Here is a 19,546-nt window from a genome sequence, read left to right as displayed (position 1 = left end):
CCCCGTCGCCACGAAGCCGAGCGGACCTGGCTCAGGCGCCCGCGCCGCGCCAGCCGACATCGAGTGTCGCGACCTCCCCGAAGGTCGCGCGCCGCGCCATCGCCTCGCGGATGATGGGCCAGGAGGTGGCGGTCATGGTCAGGAAAGGCATAGGGTCGCGCGCCGACCAGGTGACGTCCCGCGTCGTCGCCAGCGTGCGCAGCTTGCGCCCGAAGCCGCCACCGCGGAACAGCGAGAGCTGCGTCTCCGTCAGGCAGGAATAGAATTGCTGGAGCCTGCCCTCGGGCCGGAAGCGCAGCGGATGGGCGGGGTCGAGCACGGCGCGGGCGAGGTCCTCCGGCGCGAAGAAGTGCAGGCCGCTGGTGGTGCGCGGATTGCACTCGATCGCCCAGGGCTTCCCTTCCGCGTCCAGCATGAAGTCGAAGGAGAGGAAGCCCGTCCAGCCCGTCGCGGCCGCGTAGTCGCGCACGAAGGCCTCGATCAGGCGGTCCTCCACCCGCTCGAAGGCGATGCTGACCGACCCCGACTGCATCAGGCCCTGGTAGACCACCGTGCCGCTGACCACGCCGGCATGCACCAGCGAACAGGTGCTGCGCTCGGGGCCCGCGATGCGTGCCTGCACGATGGCGGGCGCGGCAGGATCGGCGGGGGGAAGCGGATCGCCGCGGCGGATCACCCGCACCCCACGGCCCGAGCAGGCATGCAGCGGCTTGACCACGACATCCTGGCGCGCGGCGAGCAGCGCCGCCGTCTCGTCGCCCAGCGGATGCGTGGACGGCACCGGAAGGCCCCAGGCCCCGGACTGCGCCGCGAAGGCGCCTTTGTCATGCGCCGCGAGCACCGCTTCGGCCGGCATCGCGAAGAGCCGCGTGCGCGCCGGCAGCCGGCCATGCAGCGCTGCGACATGCACCACTTCTTCCGAGACGGGCAGGACGAGGTCGACCGCCTCCTCCTCGACCACGCGCAGCAGGTCGCGGAGATAGGCCTCCCGGTCCTCCGCCGGCGCCGTCACGACGATGCTCCGTGCGACGGCGTTGGATGCGCCGGCCAGGTGCTTGCGGAAGGGCTCGGCGACCACGACGCGCCAGCCCGCGCCATGGAAGGCGCGTGCGAGGTCGAGCGCCTTGGGCAGCCGGCCGAGGGTCAGCAGGACGGTGCTCATCGCGCCGCGGCGACCCTCGCCATCACCTGCGCGACGGGGCGGGTCGTCAGCCGCGCGGCGGGGCGGACCTTCTCGGGCTGCGCGACATGGAAGTCGAAGCGGCGGAACAGGCGGGCGACCAGCAGCACCGCCTCCACCTGCGCGAAGGCGGCGCCGGCGCAGACGCGGGGGCCGATGCCGAAGGGGATGTAGGCGCCGGCGGCGACCTCCCCTTCCCGCGCCGCGTCGAAGCGGTCGGGGTCGAAGATGTGCGGCCGCTTCCAATAGGCCTGGTGGCGATGCAGCACCCAGGGCGCGACCATCACCAGCGCGCCCTTGCGTATGGGGTAGCCGTCGAGCGAGGTCGCCTCGTTCGCCACGCGCGGCAGGAAGGTGATGGGCGGATATAGCCGCAGGGTCTCGCGGAACACGTTGCGCACGAAGGGCAGCTTGCGCGTGTGCTCGAAGGTGATCGGCCCGTCGCCGCAGACCTCCGCGACCTCGGCCCGCAGCCGCGCGACCAGGGCGGGCTGGGTCGCGAGGATGAAGAACACCCAGGTCAGCGCGCTCGCGCTCGTCTCGTGCCCGGCGAGGAACAGCACGCCGAGCTGGTCGATCAGCTCCTTGCGCGTGAAGGCGCGGTCCTCGGCGTCGCGGGCCTCCATCACCGCCTTGCAGATGTCGTCGAAATCGGCGCCCTCGGCGAGATGCGTGTCGAGCAGCGCGCCGAGATGGCTGCGGATCAGCGTGCAGGCGTCGAGCACATGCTTCTTCTGCGGGATGCGCGTCCAGGCCCGGTCCATGATCAGGCGGCGGATCTCGACCTGCGCGACGCTGCGCTCGAAATCGGTGAAGGCGTCGAAGACCTCGTGCGCCACCTGGGTCTGCAGGCTGGTCGAGAAGACGGTGCGGCAGATGATGTCGGCCGTCAGGTGGCTCATCATCAGGTCGAGCGAGAAGGGCTCGCCATTGGCGGCGAGGCGGGAGAGCGACGCCTCCGCCTCCTCCGCCCCGGCCTCCATCGCCGGGAAGGCGCGGTTCACGCGCATCATGGTCAGCGCCGGGTCGATCATGGCGCGCTGGCGCCGCCAGGTGTCGCCCGAGGAGACGAAGATGGAATCGCCGATCAGCGGATCGAGCGCGTTCACCATCAGGTCGCTCTTGGGGAAGATGCCTTCCGGGTCGGCGAGCACGTGCCGCACGAGGTCCGGCCGGTTGACGATGATGGTCGACCGGCGCGACCAGCCAAGCGGGCCGATCGGCATGCGGTAGGCCTCGGCCGGGAGCAGGCCGAGCAGGTTGCCGTCCCCTTCCATCAGCGCGCGGATCAGCGCGACCACGGCCGGCAGGGATCGGGGGTGGGGCGGTTCGAAGGGCGCCCAGGGGAGGATCGGCAGGGCGAGCGAGGCACTCATCGCATGGCCTTCGTGACAGGCGGCGGTGCGCCAGATAAGCACCCTATTCCGTTTCTTGACAGGCGTATCTGTCACGGCAGATTGTCAGTCGATCGCAGAGGGTGCCGCGCGATGGAACTGTTGCTGTTCCACGGCCTGATCGCCGCCCACATCGTCACGGGCGCGACGGGCGCCGTCGCCTTCTGGGTGCCCGTGCTGGGCCGGAAGGGCGGTGCGAATCATCGCTGGTGGGGCCGGCTTTTCAACCGCTGCATGCTGGTCACCGGCAGCCTCGCCATGTGCATGGCGACGCTCACGCTGATCGACCCGATCGGCACGCATCCGCACCTGGAAGGCCGCTTCGAGCCCGCCTTCCTGCGCGGCATCTTCGGGTGGATGATGCTGACGACGGGCGTGCTGACGGTGAACCTCGCCTGGTATGGCTGGCTCGCGGTGCTGAACAAGCGCGGCGGGCATGCGCGCAACCGGACGCCGCTGAACCTCGGGCTGCAATTCGCGCTGCTGCTCGCCTCGCTGAACTGCTCCTTCCAGGGCTGGCTGATCGGCCAGCCGCTGATGCATGGCATCGCCATCGTGGGTGTTGCGACCGTGGTGACCAACATGCGCTTCCTGCGCAGCGAATCGCCCGGCCCGACCTATTGGCTGAAGGAACATGTGAAGGCGCTCGTGGGCGCGGGGATCTCCGTCTACACCGCCTTCATGGCCTTCGGATCCGTGCGCGTCCTGCCGGAACTGGCGCTGAACCCGGTGATGTGGGCCATCCCCTGCGCGACCGGCATCGCCATCATCCTGTGGCATTGGCGCGCGGTGGACCGGCAATCCGCCGCGCGCCGCACCGCCCCGGCCTGACGCGGCGTGCCTGACCCGCGCGTCATCGTCGTCGGCGCCGGCGCCGGCGGTCTGGCCGCCGCGGCCGACCTCGCGCGGCGCGGCGCGCGGGTGACGGTGCTCGACCGCGCCGCCGCCCCCGGCGGCAAGATGCGGCGCGTGGAAGTGGACGGGGCCGGCATCGATGGCGGCCCGACCGTCTTCACGATGAAATGGATCTTCGAGGGGCTGTTCGCCGATGCCGGCCGGCGGATGGAAGACCACCTCGAACTGCACAAGGCGGAGATCCTCGCGCGCCATGCCTGGCGCCGCGGCGGGCGGCTCGACCTGTTCGCCGATATCGAGCGGTCCACCGAGGCGATCGGCGACTTCGCCGGGGCCCGCGACGCCGCCGGCTATCGCGCCTTCTGCAAGCGCAGCGCCGACATGTACCGCACGCTGGTCGGCACCTTCATCGCGGCGGAACGCCCCTCCCAGCTCGACCTCGTGCGGCGCGTCGGCTTCGGGAATCTCGACCGGCTGGTGCGGACATCCCCCTTCGCCACGCTCTGGTCCTCGCTCGGGGAGCATTTCTCCGACCCGCGGCTGCGGCAATTGTTTGCGCGCTACGCGACCTATGTCGGCTGTTCCCCCTTCCTCGCGCCGGCGACGCTGATGCTGATCGCGCATGTGGAACAGGACGGCGTCTGGCTCGTGAAGGGCGGCATGCGGCGCGTCGCCGACGCCATCCGTGAACTGGCCGAATCCCAGGGCGCGGTCTTCCGCTTCGGCACCGAGGTCCGTCGCATCCTGGTCGCCCGCGGCCGCGCGGCCGGCGTCGAGCTGGCCGATGGCGAGAGGCTGGAGGCGGACGCGGTGCTGTTCAACGGCGCGCCGGACGCGCTCGCCGCCGGGTTGCTCGGCGACGCCGCGCGCATCGCGGCCGAGCCCGTGCCACGGCTGGAACGCACCCTGTCCGCCGTCACCTGGTGCGTGAACGCGCCGACCGAGGGCTTCGACCTCGAGCACCACAACGTCTTCTTCGCCGAGGACTACGCCGAGGAATTCGACGCGGTCCTGCGCCGCCGCACCGTGGCCGCCGCGCCGACCGTCTATCTGTGCGCGCAGGATCGCGGCGCGGGCGGGCGGCCGGAGCCGGGCGTGCGGGAGCGGATGCTGCTGCTGGTCAATGCGCCGCCGGATGGCGATCGCGGCGCGCTCGACCCCACGCATGTCGCGGGCCGCACCTTCGAACTGCTCGGTGCCTGCGGCCTGAGCATCCGCCGCGACGAGGGCGCGGAGGTCGTCACCACGCCGGCCGGCTTCCACGCGCTGTTCCCGGCGACGGGCGGCGCGCTCTACGGGCGGCTTGGCCACGGCTTCAACGGCAGTTTCTCGCGCCCCGGCGCGCGGTCGCCGCTGCCGGGGCTCTATCTCGCCGGCGGCGGCGTGCATCCCGGGCCGGGCGTGCCGATGGCGACCATGTCCGGGCGCCTGGCCGCCGCGCGACTGCTGGAGGACCGCGCCGGGCGTCGGCGCAGCACGATCGCCTTCAGGCCCGGGCGGTAGCGCGCCACTCGGCGCCCGTCGGCACGACCTTGTCCAGGATCTTGGCGGAGGAGATCACGCCGGGCACGCCCGCGCCGGGATGCGTCCCGGCGCCGACGAGGAACAGGTTCGCGACCTCCTCGCTGACATTGTGCGGGCGGAACCAGGCGCTCTGGAACAGCTGCGGCTCCAGGGCGAAGGCCGCGCCGTTGACCGAGAGCAGACGGTCGCGGAAATCCTGCGGCGTCATGACGCGGGAGGAGACGATGTTCTCCCCGAGGCCGGGCAGCACCGTCTCCTCCAGCCGCTTCTGGATCGCGGCGCGATAGGGCTCGGCCTTCGCCGCCCAGTCGGTGCCGCTGCCCAGGTGCGGCACGGGCGCGAGCACGTAGAAGGCATCGCAGCCTTCCGGCGCGACCGACGGGTCGGACGCCGAGGGGCGGTGGAGATAGAGCGAGAAGTCGTCGGCGAGCCGCTTGCGGGAGAAGATGTCGGTCAACAATTCGCCGTAGCGCGGCCCGAGCACCATGGTGTGGTGATAGACGTCCTCGTAGCGCCGCCGCGTGCCGAAGTACCAGACGAACAGCGACATCGAGTAGCGCGCGCGCGCGATCTTCCGGTCCGTCCAGCGGCGGCGCGGATGGTGGCCGAGCAGGCGCGAATAGGTCCAGGCGACATCGGCGTTGGACACGACGATGTCCGCGTCGATCCGTTCCCCGTTCGCGAGGGTGACGCCCGCCGCGCGGCCCTGCACGACCTCGATCCGCGCGACCTCGGCCTCGTAGCGCAGCGTGCCGCCGAGCCGGCCGATCAGCCTCGCCATGCCCTGCACCAGCGCGCCCATGCCGCCCATGGCGTAGTGGACGCGATGCTTCCGTTCCAGATGCGCGATCAGGCAGTAATAGGCCGTCGTGGTCAGCGGGTTGCCGCCGATCAGCAGCGGATGGAAGGAGAAGGCCGTCCGCAGCTTCTCGTTGCTGAAGTATCCGGACACCTTGGAATAGACGCTGCGGTAGCCCTGCAGCCGGATCATGTCCGGCGCGGCCTTCAGCAGCGTAGAGAAGCGGTGGAAGGGCTGGTCGACCAGCTGCTCGAAGGCGACGCGGTAGATCGCCTCGCTGTCCAGGATGAAGCGGTCGAAGCCGGCGACGTCCTCGGGCGCGATGCGGCGGACCTCGGCCCGCGTCTCGTCGATGTCCGCGCCGCAGCGCATCACCGTGCCGTCGTCGAAGCGGATGAAGTAGAAGGGATCGAGCTCGCGGATCGTGACGTCGTCGGCGAGGCGATGCCCCGCCATCGTCCACAATTCCTCGATCAGGTAGGGCGCGGTGATGATGGTCGGGCCGGCATCGAAGGTGAAGCCGTCCTGGCGGTAGACATAGGCGCGCCCGCCCGGCGCATCGAGCTTTTCCAGCACCGTCACGCGCCAGCCGCGGGCGGAGAGGCGGATCGCAGCCGCAAGGCCGCCGAAGCCCGAGCCGATGACGATCGCATGGGGCCTGGTGTCGCGGGGTGTGTCGCTGCCGTCGCGTGGCATCTCGGGCTCCCAGAAAGAAAAAGGGGGGAGCGGACGAGCCGCTCCCCCATCTATCCCCGGCGGCGACCGGGGAGTGGCGCCGCCGCCGTCACTACTGCGGAGCGAGGGCCGCCGAACGGGCGGGTCCATCGCGAATTGTGCGCAGCTCGGGATAGTCCTGGAGCATCGGGGCACCGTTGAGTGGACGGTTCACGCCCCGATGGCATGTCGCGCAGTTCACCTTGAGCGCATCGCCCATGGCGCCGAGCCGGACCTGCCGCGGAGACTCAGGCGGCCCGTTCGGGTTGGCCTGCCACAGCGGCGTGAGCGGTTCGATGTAGGTCATGTTCACGTCCCGCACCATGCGGATGCCGTGCCATGCGGTAGTCCGCTGCGGGGGGCTCTGCGCCCATTCCGCGAAGGAGCGGCTGTTGTGGCAGAAGGTGCAGTTCACGCCGAGGCCCGCGGACATGTGCATCATCAGCGAGTATGTGCTCTCGGTCTGCTGGATGCTGGTGTCGTTGTAGCCGGGCAGCGAGGTGCGGCTGATCGCGCGGATCGGCCGGTCCTGCAGCAGGTAGGGCGTGAACGGGTCGAGGGCGAGCGAGGCACCGGCCGCCGCGCGCGAAGGCTGGTTCTGCCCGGTCGGTGCCTGGAGGCCGGCACGGGACATGGGCAGGGTTGACCACACCTCGGCGGGAACGGCCCGGCCGCGGTGGCAGGTATAGCAAGTCACGCCGTTCTGGCCGACATGCGGGTGGTTGTTGATGGTGCGCACCATCTGCAGCATCCGGCGCGAGACCACCTTCGTGTAGACCTCGTCCGAGGCCATGTTCTCGATGTTGTGGCAGTAGGCGCAGCCGTTGCCGGCGTCGCGCACTTCCTGCGGCACCACCCACTCCGTCATCGCCTGCATGATGCGGAGGAACTGGGCGTTCGAGAGATCGCCCAGCAGCTGCACGTTCTGGTAGAGCGTGCTCACGCGGTCGCCGTCGTTGTCGGCGGCCTCGGGCGCCGCCGGCGCCTGGTTCGCCGCCACCGTCGTGGCGCGGATCCGCGGGTTGACCACCGCGCCCATCGAGGTGCCCCGGAAGCCACCTTGATCGGTGACCACCGGCGGCCGCTCGAAGGTCGGCACGAGGATCGCGGCCAGCACCAGCCCTGTGACCGCGATCGCGATCTTGATGTTGGTGTTGCTCATCGACCCGCTCCCTGCATGGCGGCCGGATCCGGCGTCGGCGGCCAGGGCATCTGGTAGGCGGGTGCGAAGTGCCGGTCGACCGCCCAGAGGTACCAGTTGTCGACCACGGTGCCGGTCAGGAGGATCCCGATCCCGCCCGTGATCGGGCAGAGCACCGCGAACCACCAGGCCCAACGGTGGATGCTCTCGAAGCTGGCGTTGAAGCCCATGCACCAGCGCCAGAACAGGCCGCCGCGCTCCGCCGCCGTGCCGCGGTCGAGCGTCAGCTCGATCTCGCGCTCGCCGCCATACCGCCCGAGGGCGAGGATGGTCGCGCCATGCATTGCGAACAGGAGCGTCGACCCGTAGAGGAAGACGATCGAGAGCGCGTGGAACGGGTTGTAGAACAGGTTCCCGTACCGGATGGAGAAGGCCGCGGTCCAGTCGAGGTGCGGGAAGATGCCGAAGGGCACAGCCTCGCTCCAGGAGCCCATGGCGATCGGGCGGATGAAGCCGAGCACCAGGTAGAGCCAGATCGCCGCCGCGAAGGCCCAGGCCACATGCGTGCCCATGCCGAGTTCACGTGCCCGGCGGTAGGTGCGCACCCACCACAGCAGCATGGACAGCGTCAGGAAAAAGCCGGCGACCAGCCACCAGCCGCCTTCGCGCATCGGCGGGAAGCGCAGCCCGTACTGGGGCGGCGGCGGCTCAAGCGCCAGCCAGAAGAGCTGGCGGATGAACTGCACCGGATCCCAGTTCACCGAGGCCAGCATGTTGAGCCCGATGATCTCGAAGGCGATGAAGCCGAAGAGGATCGAGAGCAGGCCGGTGTAGCCGAGGTAGATCGGCCCCACCTGCGCGTCGCCGAGCTTGCCGAACAGGTGCACGTAGGTCGGCGTGCCGTCCCGCGCGTCGTTGTCCGGGCCGAGCGGGACCCCAGGGTAGGGTACCGGTCCGCGGACCTGCACCCGGGTGAAGATGTTCTGATATTCAGGCATGGCGTGTGTCTCCCCCTCCCGTCAGTTCCGCCAGATCGGCAGGTTGAGCCACCAGCCCCACCATTCCGGCCAGCCGCGCGTCCAGAAGGGACCGCTGATGACAATGCAGACCGCGCTCCAGAACCCGGCCGACAGCGCGAGGAACAGCCCGAGGCGATGGATGCCGAGGGTGCCGATCGAGTAGCCGATGAAGTCGCGGAAGAAGGTGTTCTCGTGCTCGGCCGTCTTCACCGGCTCGCCGGGCGGCGGGTTGAGCGCGGAGAGCACCAGCGCGCCGTGCAGCGACAGCGCGAGGACCGTGGTGAAGAAGAACGACACCGCGATCATGTGCGCCGGGTTGTAGTGGAAGTGCAGGTACTGGTACCCGACGTTCGACACCCAATCGAGGTGGCTCCAGATCCCATACGGGAAGCCGTGCCCCCAGGCGCCCATGAGCACGGGCCGGATCACCACGAGCGTGATGTAGGCGAAGACCGCGACGCTGTAGGCGATGGGGATGTGGTATCCCATGCCGAGCTTTCGGCTGATCTCCGCCTGGCGCAGTGCCCAGGATACGAAGGCGCCGATCGCGCAGATGGTGATCATCTGCCACAACCCGCCCTCGTACATCGGCGCCAGCCTCAGCCCGTAGGAGAGGTCCGGCGGTGCGATGTTGATGAGCCAGGGGTTCCAGGTCCCCTGTTTTGCCGCGCCGATCAGGATCAACGCGGTACCGACGAAGCTGAAGAACGCCGTCGTCACGCCGAAGAACCCGACCCAGAACGGCCCGATCCAGAAGTCGAACAGGTCGCCCCCGATCAGGGTGCCGCCGCGGACGCGGTACTTCCGCTCGAAACTGAGCATGGCCATCGCTGTTACTCCTCCCTCGGGCAGGAAAGTCCCCGCCGTCCGGTCTCGGCCTTCGGGTGTGCGGGCGAGGCCCTTTCAGGGGCCTCGCCCAGTCCGCCGCAGCGCGGCGCGGTACGCTGGCCTCAGCCCCCGACGCGCTGGCCGGGGACGAAGGTCGGCGTGGTCGCGCACCAGCCGAGGTGGTCGCAGTAACGCGGCGAGCTGAGGACGGCGAAGTGAATCACCGCCGCAACCGCCACCACGCCAGCCGCGCCGAGGAACCCCACGCGGCGTGCGTCGATGACCATCCAGATCTTATGCATGAGCTATGATCCTTTCCGGTTCGGCTTCAGAAGAAGCGCCAGTCGGGCGGGACCATCTGGCCCGTGTAGACCATCGGCCGCCACAGCCAGACGAGGATATGAGCGCCCATGGAGGCGAAGACCGAGAACACCCAACCCTGGACAACCAGGGAATGGACCTCTCGGGCCTGCTCCTCCGTCAGACGCGTACGTGCTTCGGCCATTGGGAGACCTCCACAGTCGCCTTTCGGCGGTTACCGCGCAGTTCCCGCGCGGCTGGGATCGCTTCGGCGGTTGACCGCCACCGAAGCCGACTGATGGCGCGCATCCCGCGGGACGCGCGCGATATCGGGGACCGCGTCATGTCGCGGCCTCCAGTTCCAGGCTCTCCGCCACGCGCGCGGCGCTGACGCGCGCCTCGCCGGCCTCGCGCGCATCGTGCTCGACGCGCTCGCGCAGCCGCTTCGCGGCGGAGATCCTGAGAAGGAAGGGTTCGCTCTCGACCACCCGGTCGAGCAGCGCGGCGGCATCCGCATCCCAGCGTTCCGCGGGGCGCGCCGGCGTCGGCGCGACCTTGTCCATCTCGGTGGCGAGCGGAAGGATGTGGAACAGCGCGTCGAACAGCGCGTTGCAGTATTCCTGCACGATGTAGGTCGCGCCGGCGTAGCCCATGAAGGGCGTGCCCGTGGCGCGGCGGATGATCGCGCCAGGGAAGGAAGCCGGGATGTAGGCGGCGCGGCAGCCCGCTTCCTGCGCGTACATCCGCTCGTTGAACGACCCGAACAGCACCAGCGGCGGGGTCTTGCGGAAGGCCTCCCGCACCGCCTGGTTGTCGGGCTTCGCGCCTGGCTTGCGCGAGAAGGAAAAGGCGCAGGGCACGCCCATCTCGTCGCCGAGGAAGCGCGTCAGGCCGCGCGTGTAGGTCTCGGTCGCCGACACCGCGAAGGACGCGGTGGCGAAGAAGTCCTGCGTGACGGAACGCCACAGGTCCCAGATCGGCTTGATCGTGGTGTGCTTCTCGCGCTCGATGAAGGGCTCGGGGTCGATGCCCGTCAGCTCGCCGAGCTTGCGCAGGAAATTCGTGGTGGCGAAGATCCCGAAGGGCGCCATCAGGTAGGGGCGGTCGAGCTCCTCGCACAGCCGGCGCCCGAATTCCCGGTACATGCAGATGTTCACATCCGCGTCGGGCAGCTTCGCGATGTCCTCGACATGGCTGCCGAGCGGGAAGACCAGGTTGATCTCGCAGCCGATGCCTTCCACCAGGCGCCGGATCTCGGCGAGGTCGGAGGGCATGTTGAAGGTGCCGTAGATCGGCCCGATGATGTTGACGCGCGGCTTCTCGCCATCCTTGCGCACGCGCGGCTTCACCTTGCCGCGCTTGGTGCCGAATTCGGTCCACAGCCAGTTGATGGCGCGGTCCGCGGCCTGCCACTGGTCCTCGTCGATGGTGCGCGGGATGAAGCGCTGCAGGTTCGACCCCTGCGGCGTCACACCGCCGCCGATCATCTCGGCGATCGAGCCGGTGACGACGACCGCGGGCAGGTCCGGGTCCTGCGTTCCCGCGGCGCGCTTCATCAGCCCCTCGGTGCCGCTCTGGGACAGCGCGTCCTCATCGAGGCCCGTCACGACGATCGGCAATTCGTGCGGCGGCAGCGCGTCCGTGTAGTGCAGCACGGCGGTGACCGGCAGGTTCTCGCAGCCCACGGGGCCGTCGATGACCACGCGCAGCCCGCGCACGGCCGAGAAGGCGTAGACGGCGCCCCAGTAGCCCCCTGCCCGGTCATGATCGAGGACGAGCATCGTCAGGTCCCCACCGCTTCTTCGGCCTTGGCCTTCGCGGCGCGGATCTTGCGCTGCCGCTCGCGGAAGCCCGGCGGATCCGACGGCTTGTCGCGGAAGCCGTAGCCCGCGCCATCCGGCGTGCCGACGCCCTGGAAGAAGCCGACCATCCGCTTCATCCGTTCCGCCTGGCCGGTCTGCGCGGCGACGATGCCGGCGAGCGAGGCCGCGCCGGCCGGCCCGAACAGCGGTCGGGCGCTCACCATGTTGGTGAAGTACAGCGCGGGGATGCCGAGTTCCTTCGCCTTCTGGACGAGCGGCGTGGTGCCGAGCGCGAGGTCCGGGTTCGCGTCCTTCATGGCCGCGAGATCCTGCTCGAGCGAGGCGCGGTACTGCACGTGCACCCCGCGCGCCTCGAGCCATTCGCGATCGGCGGCGCTCCATTCGGTGCGCGGGCAGGCGGTGCCGACATAGGGCACCTCCGCGCCGGCCTCGACCAGGAGCCGCGCGACGAGCAGTTCCGAACCCTCGTAGCCGGAGACGGTGACGCGGGCCTTCACCCGGTTGCCCGCGAGCGCGGCCGCGATCGCAGGCAGGAAGCACTGCTTCGCCGCATCGGCCTTCGACGCCGGCAGGCCTGCCGCCGCACCGATCGCGTCCAGCCAGGCCGCCGTGCCCTCGACGCCCACCGGGCCGGAGCCCACGACGGGCCGGCCGGCGGCGCGGAACTCGCGCACGCTCGCGGTGTAGAAGGGATGCACCGCGGCGGCGACGACGCAGTCGAGCGCGGCGTAGAGGTCCCGCCATTCGCGGCAGGGCGTGGAAGGCGCGAGCGACAGGCCCATCGGCGCCAGCAGCGCGCCGATGCCCGGCGGGTCGGCGGGGAACATCTCGCCGATCAGCGCGACGGTCGGCTCGCCCTCGGTCACGTTGCGCGGACGGGCGACCGGGCCGGCCTCGGCCTCACCGCGGGCGTAGCGCAGCATGGCGCCGGCCAGCACGTCCTTCGCCTCGGCATGCGTCGGCACGCCGAAGCCCGGCACGTCGATGCCGATGATGCGGACGCCGTTGATCTCCTTGGGCAGGAGGTCGAGCGGCACGCCGGAGGCGGTCGGCACGCAGAGGTTGGTGATGACGACCGCGTCGTAGTCCTCGGGCTTCGCCGTCGCGTGCACCGCGTCGCGGATGTCCTCGAACAGCTTGCCGGTGACGAGCGTCTCGGAATTGAAGGGCACGTAGCCCACGCTGCGCTTCGCGCCGTAGAAGTGGCTCGTGAAGGTCAGGCCGTAGACGCAGCAGGCGCTGCCGGACAGGATCGTCGCGACCCGCTTCATGCGCAGGCCGACGCGCAGGGACCCGAAGGCGGGGCACATGCTCTGCGGCTGGTCGTGCGGGCCCTTGGGATAGTCGGCGGCGAGGCGTTCCATCGCCTCCCCCTTCCCCGCCGCCCGCGCGGCCTCGAGCATCGTCTCCCGGCCGCCATGGCAGCCGGTGTCGGACGCGACGGGACCTGTCGGGGGCAGCGTGTCCATTGCCTCAGCTCCCCTCGTAGACCACTTCGAGGGTCGGCTTGGCGAAGACCTCGGCCGCGCACATGTCTTCCATCGTCGCGGGCGTCAGCACCTGGCCGCGGCCGACCGCCTCGCCCTTGAACAGGCCGAGCAGTTCCTCCTGCGTCAGGGGCTTCGGGCGCAGCGGCGGCGCCTCGGCCACCTGCACGCCAAGGGCGGCGAACAGCGGGCCCCATTCGCTCTCGGGCCGGCCGACGATCTCGTAGTTCGCGCTCTTGCGGCGGATATCCTCGTTCGCCGGGATGGCGGCGAGGATCGGGATGCCGGCGGCGGATGCGAATGCCTGCGCCTCCCCCGTGCCGTCATCCTTGTTGATGACCATGCCGGCGACGCCGACATTGCCGCCGAGCTTGCGGAAGTACTCGACCGCCGAGCAGACGTTGTTCGCGACATACAGCGACTGCAGGTCGTTCGAGCCGACGACGATGACCTTCTGGCACATGTCGCGTGCGATCGGCAGGCCGAAGCCGCCGCAGACCACGTCGCCCAGGAAGTCCAGCAGCACGTAGTCGAAGTCCCACTGGTGGAAGCCCAGCTTCTCCAGCAGCTCGAAGCCGTGGATGATGCCGCGCCCGCCGCAGCCGCGGCCCACTTCCGGCCCGCCGAGTTCCATCGCGAAGACGCCGTCGCGCTTGAAGCAGACATCGCCGATCGCGACCGGCTCGCCCGCGAGCTTCTTCTTCGAGGAGGTCTCGATGATGGTCGGGCAGGACCGCCCGCCGAACAGCAGCGACGTCGTGTCGGATTTCGGGTCGCAGCCGATCAGCAGCACCCGCTTGCCCTGCTGCGCCATCATGTAGCTGAGGTTCGCGAGGGTGAAGGACTTGCCGATGCCGCCCTTGCCGTAGATCGCGATGACCTGCGTCTGCTTCTTGGCCTCGCCGGTCGGCACCGGGTCGAGCGGGACGGACGCCTCGGCGCGCAGCAACGCAGCCTGGCTGCCGGGCGGGGGAGAGAATCCGGTGGGAGCGTTCATGCGCATTCTCTCCAGTCGAGGACCATCTTCAGGCAGGACGGGTCGGTGAAGGCACGGGCGTAGGCCTCCGGCGCGCGCTCGGCCGCTTCGCGATGCGTGACCAGGCCATCGAGCCCGAGCCGCCCGGTCGCGATCGCATCGCGCGTCGCGACGAGATCAGCCTCCTGCCACTCGGCCGCCACGCGGAAGCGGGCTTCGCGCATGAAGGCCGGCGGGAAGGAGAAGGAGAGCCGGTCGCTGTAGAAGCCGGCGAGCACGATCTCGCCGCCGGGCGCGAGGCGCTGGACGAGCGCGTCGAGGATCCCGGCATCGCCGCTGACATCGTAGATGCTGCGGTAGTCGCGCCGCGGATCGCCGTCGGGGTCGATCACCTCGTACCCCTCGGCGCCTTCGCGGCGCTTCGCATCGCGTTCCCACACCACCGGCGCGCCGCCCTGCAGCACCGCGATGCGCGCGAGCAGGCGGCCGAGCACGCCATGTCCGACGATCAGGTCGGGCGGCGACGCCCCCGGCGCGGCGATGGCGTGCCAGGCGGTCGCGGCAAGCGCGAGCAGCACGCCTTCCGGCCCGGGCAGGCCGTCGAAGGGAATGGCGCGGCGCGACGGCACGACGAGCCGCGCGGCAGCGCCGCCGAACAGGCCGCGCACATCGCCGAAGCAGCGCGCGCCGGGGACGAAGACGCGCTCGCCGCAGCGGCGGGAGGCCTGGGGACCGGCGGCGATGACGCGGCCGACGGACTCGTAGCCGGGCACCAGCGGGTACCCCATGCCGGGGAAATGCGGCATGCGGCCGGACCACAGCAACCTCTCGGTGCCGGTGCTGATCCCGCTCCACTCCACCGCGACGACGATGTCTTCGTCGCCGGGTGGCGTCAGCGCCAGACGACTGAGGACGAGATCCTCGGGCGCCTTCAGAAGGACGGCGATGGTGTCCATGAAGGACCCCCGCTTGACTGGTTAATCGTCAGCCTAGACTGACACGCACGACTGTCAAGCCAAATGGACACATGACGTGTCATGGCGACGCAACATCCGCGACGATGACGCGCGTGAGCAGCGGCGTCGGCGTCGGCAGCAGACGCGGCCGGGCGAAGCCCGCCGCCGCCAGCATCGCGGCGATCTCCTCCGGCCGGCGCGGCCGCCCGCGGCCCATGGCCAGCAGGTAGAAGCCGAAATAGGCCTCGCCCATCGGCTCCGCGCCCGCCGTGCCGGACATCGGCTCCGCGATCAGGATCCGCCCACCTGGCGGCAGCGCGGCGCGGATGCGCGCGAGCAGCGCCGAGGACACATCGTCGTCATGGTCATGCAGGACGCGCACGAGGGTGATGAGGTCCGCCCCCTCGGGCAGCGCGTCCTTCGTGAAGTCGCCGCCGAACACGCTCGCGCGCGCGCCGAGTCCCGCCGCGGCGAAGCGCGCCCGCGCCTCCTCGGCCACCGCCGGCAGGTCGAACAGCATCAGCCGCGGCGCACGCGCCTCGGCCGCCACGGCGCGCAGGAAGGCGCCATTGCCGCCGCCCACGTCGAGCACCGCGCGATGCGCGTCGAAGCGGTAGGTGGCGAGCACCTCCTCCGCCACCATCGGCTGGCTCGCGGCCATCAGCGCGGTGTAGTCGCGGATGCGATCCGCCCCGACCTCGCCCGGCGACTCGGCGCCCGAATAGGCCCAGTAGGAGGACAACGCATTGCCCCCGCGCGGCCGGCGCAGCAGCGCCACCGGGTCGGCGAGGTCGGCGTAGAGCATCGCATGGTGCTCGACCATCGCGGCCAGGCCGTCATTGCCGATCATCGCCGCGCCGAGCGGGCCGATTGCCCAGGCCCCGTCCGAGCGCCGCGCCGTCAGGCCGAGCGAGGCCGCCGCGGCCATCAGCCGTTCGGCCGATTCGAGCGGCAGGCCGATTCGCTGCGCGAGGCGCTGCGTCGGCATCGGCTGCTGCGCGAGGATGGCGAAGACATCGAGCCGCACGCAGGCCAGCAGCACCTGCGTGTAGACGAAGCCCGCACACAGGTCGAAGAGCGCCCGCGCCCGCCGCCGCGCGAAGGGCCGCGTCAGCGGGAAGCGCGCGGCCCAGCGGCGAAAGCCCGGCCGCGCCGCCAGCCCTTCCCGGAAGGACCGGAAGCGGTCGAGGAACGAGGGCGGACCGGCCGCGCCCAATGTGTCGGCGCCGGACATGCCGGGCCGCTCAAGCCGCGGCCAGCTTGGCCGGCAGGAGGCGGGCCGTCTCCGCGAGGATCGCGGCCCGCAGCAGCTTCTGGCCCGGGCAGTCCGGGATCGCGGCGACCGCGCCGTCGGCCAGCATCGCGAGCCGGGCGATCGCGCCCTTCAGGCCGAACTCGGCGACCGCGCTCGGGCGGCCCAGCGCCTTGTCGCGCCCGACCGGCTTGCCGATCGTCGCCTCGTCCTCCACCGCGTCGCGCAGATCGTCCGCGACCTGGTAGGCCTCGCCCAGCCGGTCGCCGAGCAGGCGCCAGGCCTCGGCATCGGCGATGCCCGCGGCCGCCGCGCCGGCGACCGCGGCGGCCGCGAACAGCGCGCCCGTCTTCTGCCGCTGGTAGTCGGAGAGGTTGACCTCCGTCTCGCATTCCCAGGCCTGGCCCGCGACGATGCCGAAGGGCACGCCGACGCCGTCGCCCACCGCGCCGATCACGGCGGCGAGGCGTTCCGGCGCGCAGGGCGCGGCGCGCGCGACCGTCTGGAAGGCGAGGATGATCAGCGCGTCGCCGGCGAGCACCGCGAGCGGTTCCCCGAAGGCGCGATGCACGGAAGGCTTGCCGCGGCGCGTATCCGCGTCGTCGAAGCAGGGCAGGTCGTCATGCACGAGCGAGGCGCAGTGCAGCAGCTCGATCGACGCCGCCGCCGCGCTGGACAGCCGCGGCCGGTCGTCGCCGCAGGCCATGGCGACGGCGAGCGTCAGCCGCGGGCGGATGCGCGCGCCCTTGGGGAAGACCGCGTGCCGCATCGCGGCGGCGAGGCGGGGCGGTGCGCCGGCCGCTTCGGCCAGCAGGACGGAATCGGCCAGCGTGGCCTCGATGCGTGTCGCCGCGTCCATGGGCCTCTCCCTGCGGCGCCCGGTGCGCCGCGTGGATCGTCAATTTGATCGATCAGTCTTAACTGTCAATCTTTGTGGACAGTCCTGTCAAACCCTTTCCGCCCATCGCGCCTCGAACAGGCAGCAAGGGGCGCCCATCGCCTCGCAGGCGACCTCCTCGATCCGCGTCGCGGGATGCACCAGGGCGCGGAACAGCCCCTCGAAGGTCGCGGCGTAGTAGCCGCAGGCCGCATGCGTCGCCGCGGCCCCGCGCGCGAGCGGACTGCCCGCGATGGAAAAGCGCACGGGCTGGCCGGGCAGCACGGCGAAGCGGCCGCTGCCGGCGAAGGTCCAGGCATGCCGCCCGATCGCCTTGAGCAGGATCCAGGCGGCGGCGCGCGCCGGCAGGTGCGGCAGCACCAGGCGCATCGGGCGCGGGATGCGGTGCGCGAGCAGGTAGTCCGCCGTGCGGCGGCCGGCGTCGCGCGCGATCGCCTCCGCCTCCTCCGCCGGCAGCGTCTCGCGCAAGGCCGCGTGCAGGGCGACGACCTCGGCTTCCTCGACCATCCGCTCGGGCGGGGCCGCCAGGCGGTGCGCGAGGCCCGCGCGGCCGAAGACGGCCCGCGCGCCCCCGGCCCCGCGCACCGCCTCCAGCGCTTCGGCCAGGCGCGTGACCGCGTTGGGCCCGATGCGCGCCGAAGCCTGGGACATGGCGCTAGTCCCCCTGCAGCGACGCCCGTTCGCGCGGCGCGCGCTGCGCGGCGGTGACGGCATCCATCTGCGCCTCCGTCAGCTGGTCGGACCCGCCGCCGCAGGCGCGCACATCGGCCGCGCGGGATTCCTCCATCTGCTCGGTGCCGCCGCCGCAGGCGCGCGCATCGGCGGCCGCATTCGCCGCCGGCAGCTTCACCTTCGGCCGGTGCATGGTTTTCCACATGGCGTTGTGCGGGGCGCGCGCGGCCTCGGTCGTCAGCGTGCGGCTCTCGTCGAAGTGGAAGTCGACGTTCTTCTTCGACTGCGGCCCCCAGTAGCCGACCTTGCCGAGGTCGTAGAAGGTCCGCTGGAAGCCGCTTTTCGCGAAGGCCCAGAGGCAGCCCAGCATGTACTTCCGCTTCACCTTGTCGCGGATCCAGGGGTAACCCAAGAAGGTCTTGCGCAGGTAGAAGCGCCGGTAGTTGTGCATGGTGCGGTCGAGCAGCGTCGCCCGGTCCATCGCATCGGGCTTCATGATCGGCGTGACGAAGTTGTATTTGGAAAAGTCGAACACCTCGACCTTGTCGCCCAGCTCCTTGAACAGGTCGTTGAACGGCCAGGGCGTGTACATGGCCCAGTTCGCCATGTCCGGATTCCAGTCGAGCGCCATACGGTAGGTCTCTTCCAGCGTCTCCGGCGTCTCGTTCTCGAGCCCGACGATGAACTGCGCCTCGGCCACGATACCGTTCTGGCGCAGCAGCTGGATCGCCTTCTTGTTCTGCGCGACCGTCGTCTCCTTGTTGAAGCGGTCGAGCTTGAGCTGCGCGGCCGCCTCGGTGCCGAGCGAGATGTGGATCAGCCCGGCCTTGCGATAGAGCGGCAGCAGCGCCTCGTCGCGCAGGATGTCGGTGACGCGGGTGTTGATGCCCCACAGCACGGGCAGGTTGCGCTCGATCAGCGCCTCGCAGAACTCGACGAACTTCTTCTTGTGGATGGTCGGTTCCTCATCGGCCAGGATGAAGAAGCCGACGCCGTGGTTGCGCACGAGATCCTCGATCTCGTCCACCACCTTGCGCGGGTCCCGCACGCGGTAGTCGCGCCAGAACTTCCACTGGCTGCAGAAGGAACAGGTGAAGGGGCAGCCGCGCGCGAGGTTCGGGATCGCGACCTTGGTGTTCATCGGGATGTAGACGTATTTCGACCAGTCGAGGATGCCCCAGTCCGCGACGATGCGGTCCACATCCTTGATCGGCGGGCAGGCAGGCGTCGCGACCACCTTGCCGTTCCCATCGGCGAAGGCGATGCCCTTCACCTTTTCGCGCTCGGCGGGCCAGCGACCCTCGTCGATGCAGCGCACGAGGTCGGTCAGCACCTGCTCGCCCTCGCCACGCACGACCACGTCGATCCACGGTGCCTCGGCCAGCACCTGCGGATACATGAAGGTGCCGTGGATGCCGCCGAGCACCGTCACCGCGCCGGGGCAGGTCTCCTTCGCCACCTTGAGGATCGACTCGGCCTCGTAGATCGCGGGCGTGATGGCCGTCGCGCCGATCACGTCGGGCTGCAGCGCAACGAGACGTTCCCGCACCTGGTCATGCGTCAGGTGGTGGGTCATCGCGTCGATGAAGGTGATGTCGGTGAAGCCCTCGGCCTTCAGGAAGCCGGAGAGGTAGGCCACCCAGGCCGGCGGCCAGTTGCCCGCGATCTCGGCGCCGCCGGAGTGGTAGTTGGGGTGGATGAGGACAATGCGCATGCCGGGGCCTCCCG

General features: G+C 70.5%; 18 protein-coding genes. 2 read left to right on the top strand and 16 right to left on the bottom strand.

The window, feature by feature from the left end:
• Positions 1-31 precede the first annotated feature (31 nt).
• Both J5Y09_RS05530 and J5Y09_RS05525 read right to left on the bottom strand, forming a co-directional pair.
• Complete coding sequence (locus J5Y09_RS05530; protein ID WP_209350746.1) at positions 32-1,162, bottom strand: ATP-grasp domain-containing protein; 1,131 nt, start codon at positions 1,160-1,162, stop codon at positions 32-34.
• Entirely contained in the window at positions 1,159-2,556 is a 1,398-nt protein-coding gene (locus J5Y09_RS05525) for a cytochrome P450 (RefSeq protein ID WP_209350745.1), read from the bottom strand. Before J5Y09_RS05525 ends, J5Y09_RS05530 begins: the two co-directional genes overlap by 4 nt.
• 111 nt (positions 2,557-2,667) lie before the next feature.
• Between J5Y09_RS05525 and J5Y09_RS05520 the strand changes: the two genes are divergently transcribed.
• The gene (locus J5Y09_RS05520) at positions 2,668-3,405 is read left to right on the top strand and encodes a hypothetical protein (RefSeq protein WP_209350744.1); all 738 of its coding nucleotides are present in this window, start codon (positions 2,668-2,670) and stop codon (positions 3,403-3,405) included.
• A 6-nt stretch (positions 3,406-3,411) separates the two neighbouring features.
• Positions 3,412-4,932, top strand: a complete 1,521-nt coding sequence (gene crtD, locus J5Y09_RS05515; protein ID WP_209350743.1) for a 1-hydroxycarotenoid 3,4-desaturase CrtD — start codon at positions 3,412-3,414, stop codon at positions 4,930-4,932.
• Here crtD and J5Y09_RS05510 read toward each other — a convergent pair.
• The 14 genes from J5Y09_RS05510 to bchE all read right to left on the bottom strand — a co-directional run bounded on the left by J5Y09_RS05510 (position 4,916) and on the right by bchE (position 19,532).
• On the bottom strand, positions 4,916-6,448 hold the full coding sequence (locus J5Y09_RS05510) for a phytoene desaturase (protein ID WP_209350742.1): 1,533 nt from the start codon (positions 6,446-6,448) through the stop codon (positions 4,916-4,918). The genes crtD and J5Y09_RS05510 overlap by 17 nt on opposite strands.
• A gap of 91 nt (positions 6,449-6,539) precedes the next feature.
• Complete coding sequence (pufC, locus tag J5Y09_RS05505) at positions 6,540-7,628, bottom strand: photosynthetic reaction center cytochrome PufC (protein ID WP_209350741.1); 1,089 nt, start codon at positions 7,626-7,628, stop codon at positions 6,540-6,542.
• Complete coding sequence (gene pufM / locus J5Y09_RS05500) at positions 7,625-8,605, bottom strand: photosynthetic reaction center subunit M (RefSeq protein WP_209350740.1); 981 nt, start codon at positions 8,603-8,605, stop codon at positions 7,625-7,627. The genes pufC and pufM overlap by 4 nt, the downstream gene beginning before the upstream one ends.
• Before the next feature lie 21 nt (positions 8,606-8,626).
• Positions 8,627-9,454: a photosynthetic reaction center subunit L gene (gene pufL, locus J5Y09_RS05495; RefSeq protein WP_209350739.1), complete on the bottom strand. Its 828-nt coding sequence runs from the start codon at positions 9,452-9,454 to the stop codon at positions 8,627-8,629.
• A gap of 122 nt (positions 9,455-9,576) precedes the next feature.
• Positions 9,577-9,756, bottom strand: coding sequence for a light-harvesting protein (gene pufA / locus J5Y09_RS05490; protein WP_198375516.1), 180 nt, complete (start codon positions 9,754-9,756; stop codon positions 9,577-9,579).
• Positions 9,757-9,782: 26 nt separating this feature from the next.
• On the bottom strand, positions 9,783-9,959 hold the full coding sequence (locus J5Y09_RS05485) for a hypothetical protein (protein WP_209350738.1): 177 nt from the start codon (positions 9,957-9,959) through the stop codon (positions 9,783-9,785).
• Between the two features lie 136 nt (positions 9,960-10,095).
• Positions 10,096-11,535, bottom strand: coding sequence for a chlorophyllide a reductase subunit Z (gene bchZ / locus J5Y09_RS05480; RefSeq protein WP_209350737.1), 1,440 nt, complete (start codon positions 11,533-11,535; stop codon positions 10,096-10,098).
• A gap of 2 nt (positions 11,536-11,537) precedes the next feature.
• Positions 11,538-13,046: a chlorophyllide a reductase subunit Y gene (gene bchY / locus J5Y09_RS05475; protein WP_209350736.1), complete on the bottom strand. Its 1,509-nt coding sequence runs from the start codon at positions 13,044-13,046 to the stop codon at positions 11,538-11,540.
• A gap of 4 nt (positions 13,047-13,050) precedes the next feature.
• The gene (locus J5Y09_RS05470; protein ID WP_209350735.1) at positions 13,051-14,061 is read right to left on the bottom strand and encodes a chlorophyllide a reductase iron protein subunit X; all 1,011 of its coding nucleotides are present in this window, start codon (positions 14,059-14,061) and stop codon (positions 13,051-13,053) included.
• On the bottom strand, positions 14,058-14,996 hold the full coding sequence (gene bchC / locus J5Y09_RS05465; RefSeq protein ID WP_209350734.1) for a chlorophyll synthesis pathway protein BchC: 939 nt from the start codon (positions 14,994-14,996) through the stop codon (positions 14,058-14,060). The genes J5Y09_RS05470 and bchC overlap by 4 nt, the downstream gene beginning before the upstream one ends.
• Positions 14,997-15,075: 79 nt before the next feature.
• Positions 15,076-16,230 carry a methyltransferase gene (locus J5Y09_RS05460; RefSeq protein ID WP_209350733.1) on the bottom strand — a complete coding sequence of 385 codons (1,155 nt, stop codon included), beginning with the start codon at positions 16,228-16,230 and terminating at the stop codon, positions 15,076-15,078.
• A 10-nt stretch (positions 16,231-16,240) separates the two neighbouring features.
• Positions 16,241-17,107 carry a polyprenyl synthetase family protein gene (locus tag J5Y09_RS05455; protein WP_209350732.1) on the bottom strand — a complete coding sequence of 289 codons (867 nt, stop codon included), beginning with the start codon at positions 17,105-17,107 and terminating at the stop codon, positions 16,241-16,243.
• 87 nt (positions 17,108-17,194) lie between these two features.
• Positions 17,195-17,797: a bacteriochlorophyll 4-vinyl reductase gene (gene bchJ / locus J5Y09_RS05450; protein ID WP_209350731.1), complete on the bottom strand. Its 603-nt coding sequence runs from the start codon at positions 17,795-17,797 to the stop codon at positions 17,195-17,197.
• A gap of 4 nt (positions 17,798-17,801) precedes the next feature.
• Positions 17,802-19,532 (bottom strand): magnesium-protoporphyrin IX monomethyl ester anaerobic oxidative cyclase, encoded by a 1,731-nt coding sequence (gene bchE / locus J5Y09_RS05445; protein WP_209350730.1) that lies wholly within the window; start codon positions 19,530-19,532, stop codon positions 17,802-17,804.
• Between the last annotated feature and the right edge of the window lie 14 nt (positions 19,533-19,546).

The sequence above is a fragment of the Roseomonas nitratireducens genome, from assembly GCF_017813355.1.
GTDB lineage: Bacteria > Pseudomonadota > Alphaproteobacteria > Acetobacterales > Acetobacteraceae > Neoroseomonas > Neoroseomonas nitratireducens.
The sequence above is the reverse complement of the archived record's forward strand: the minus strand, read 5'-3'. Positions and strand labels throughout refer to the sequence as shown.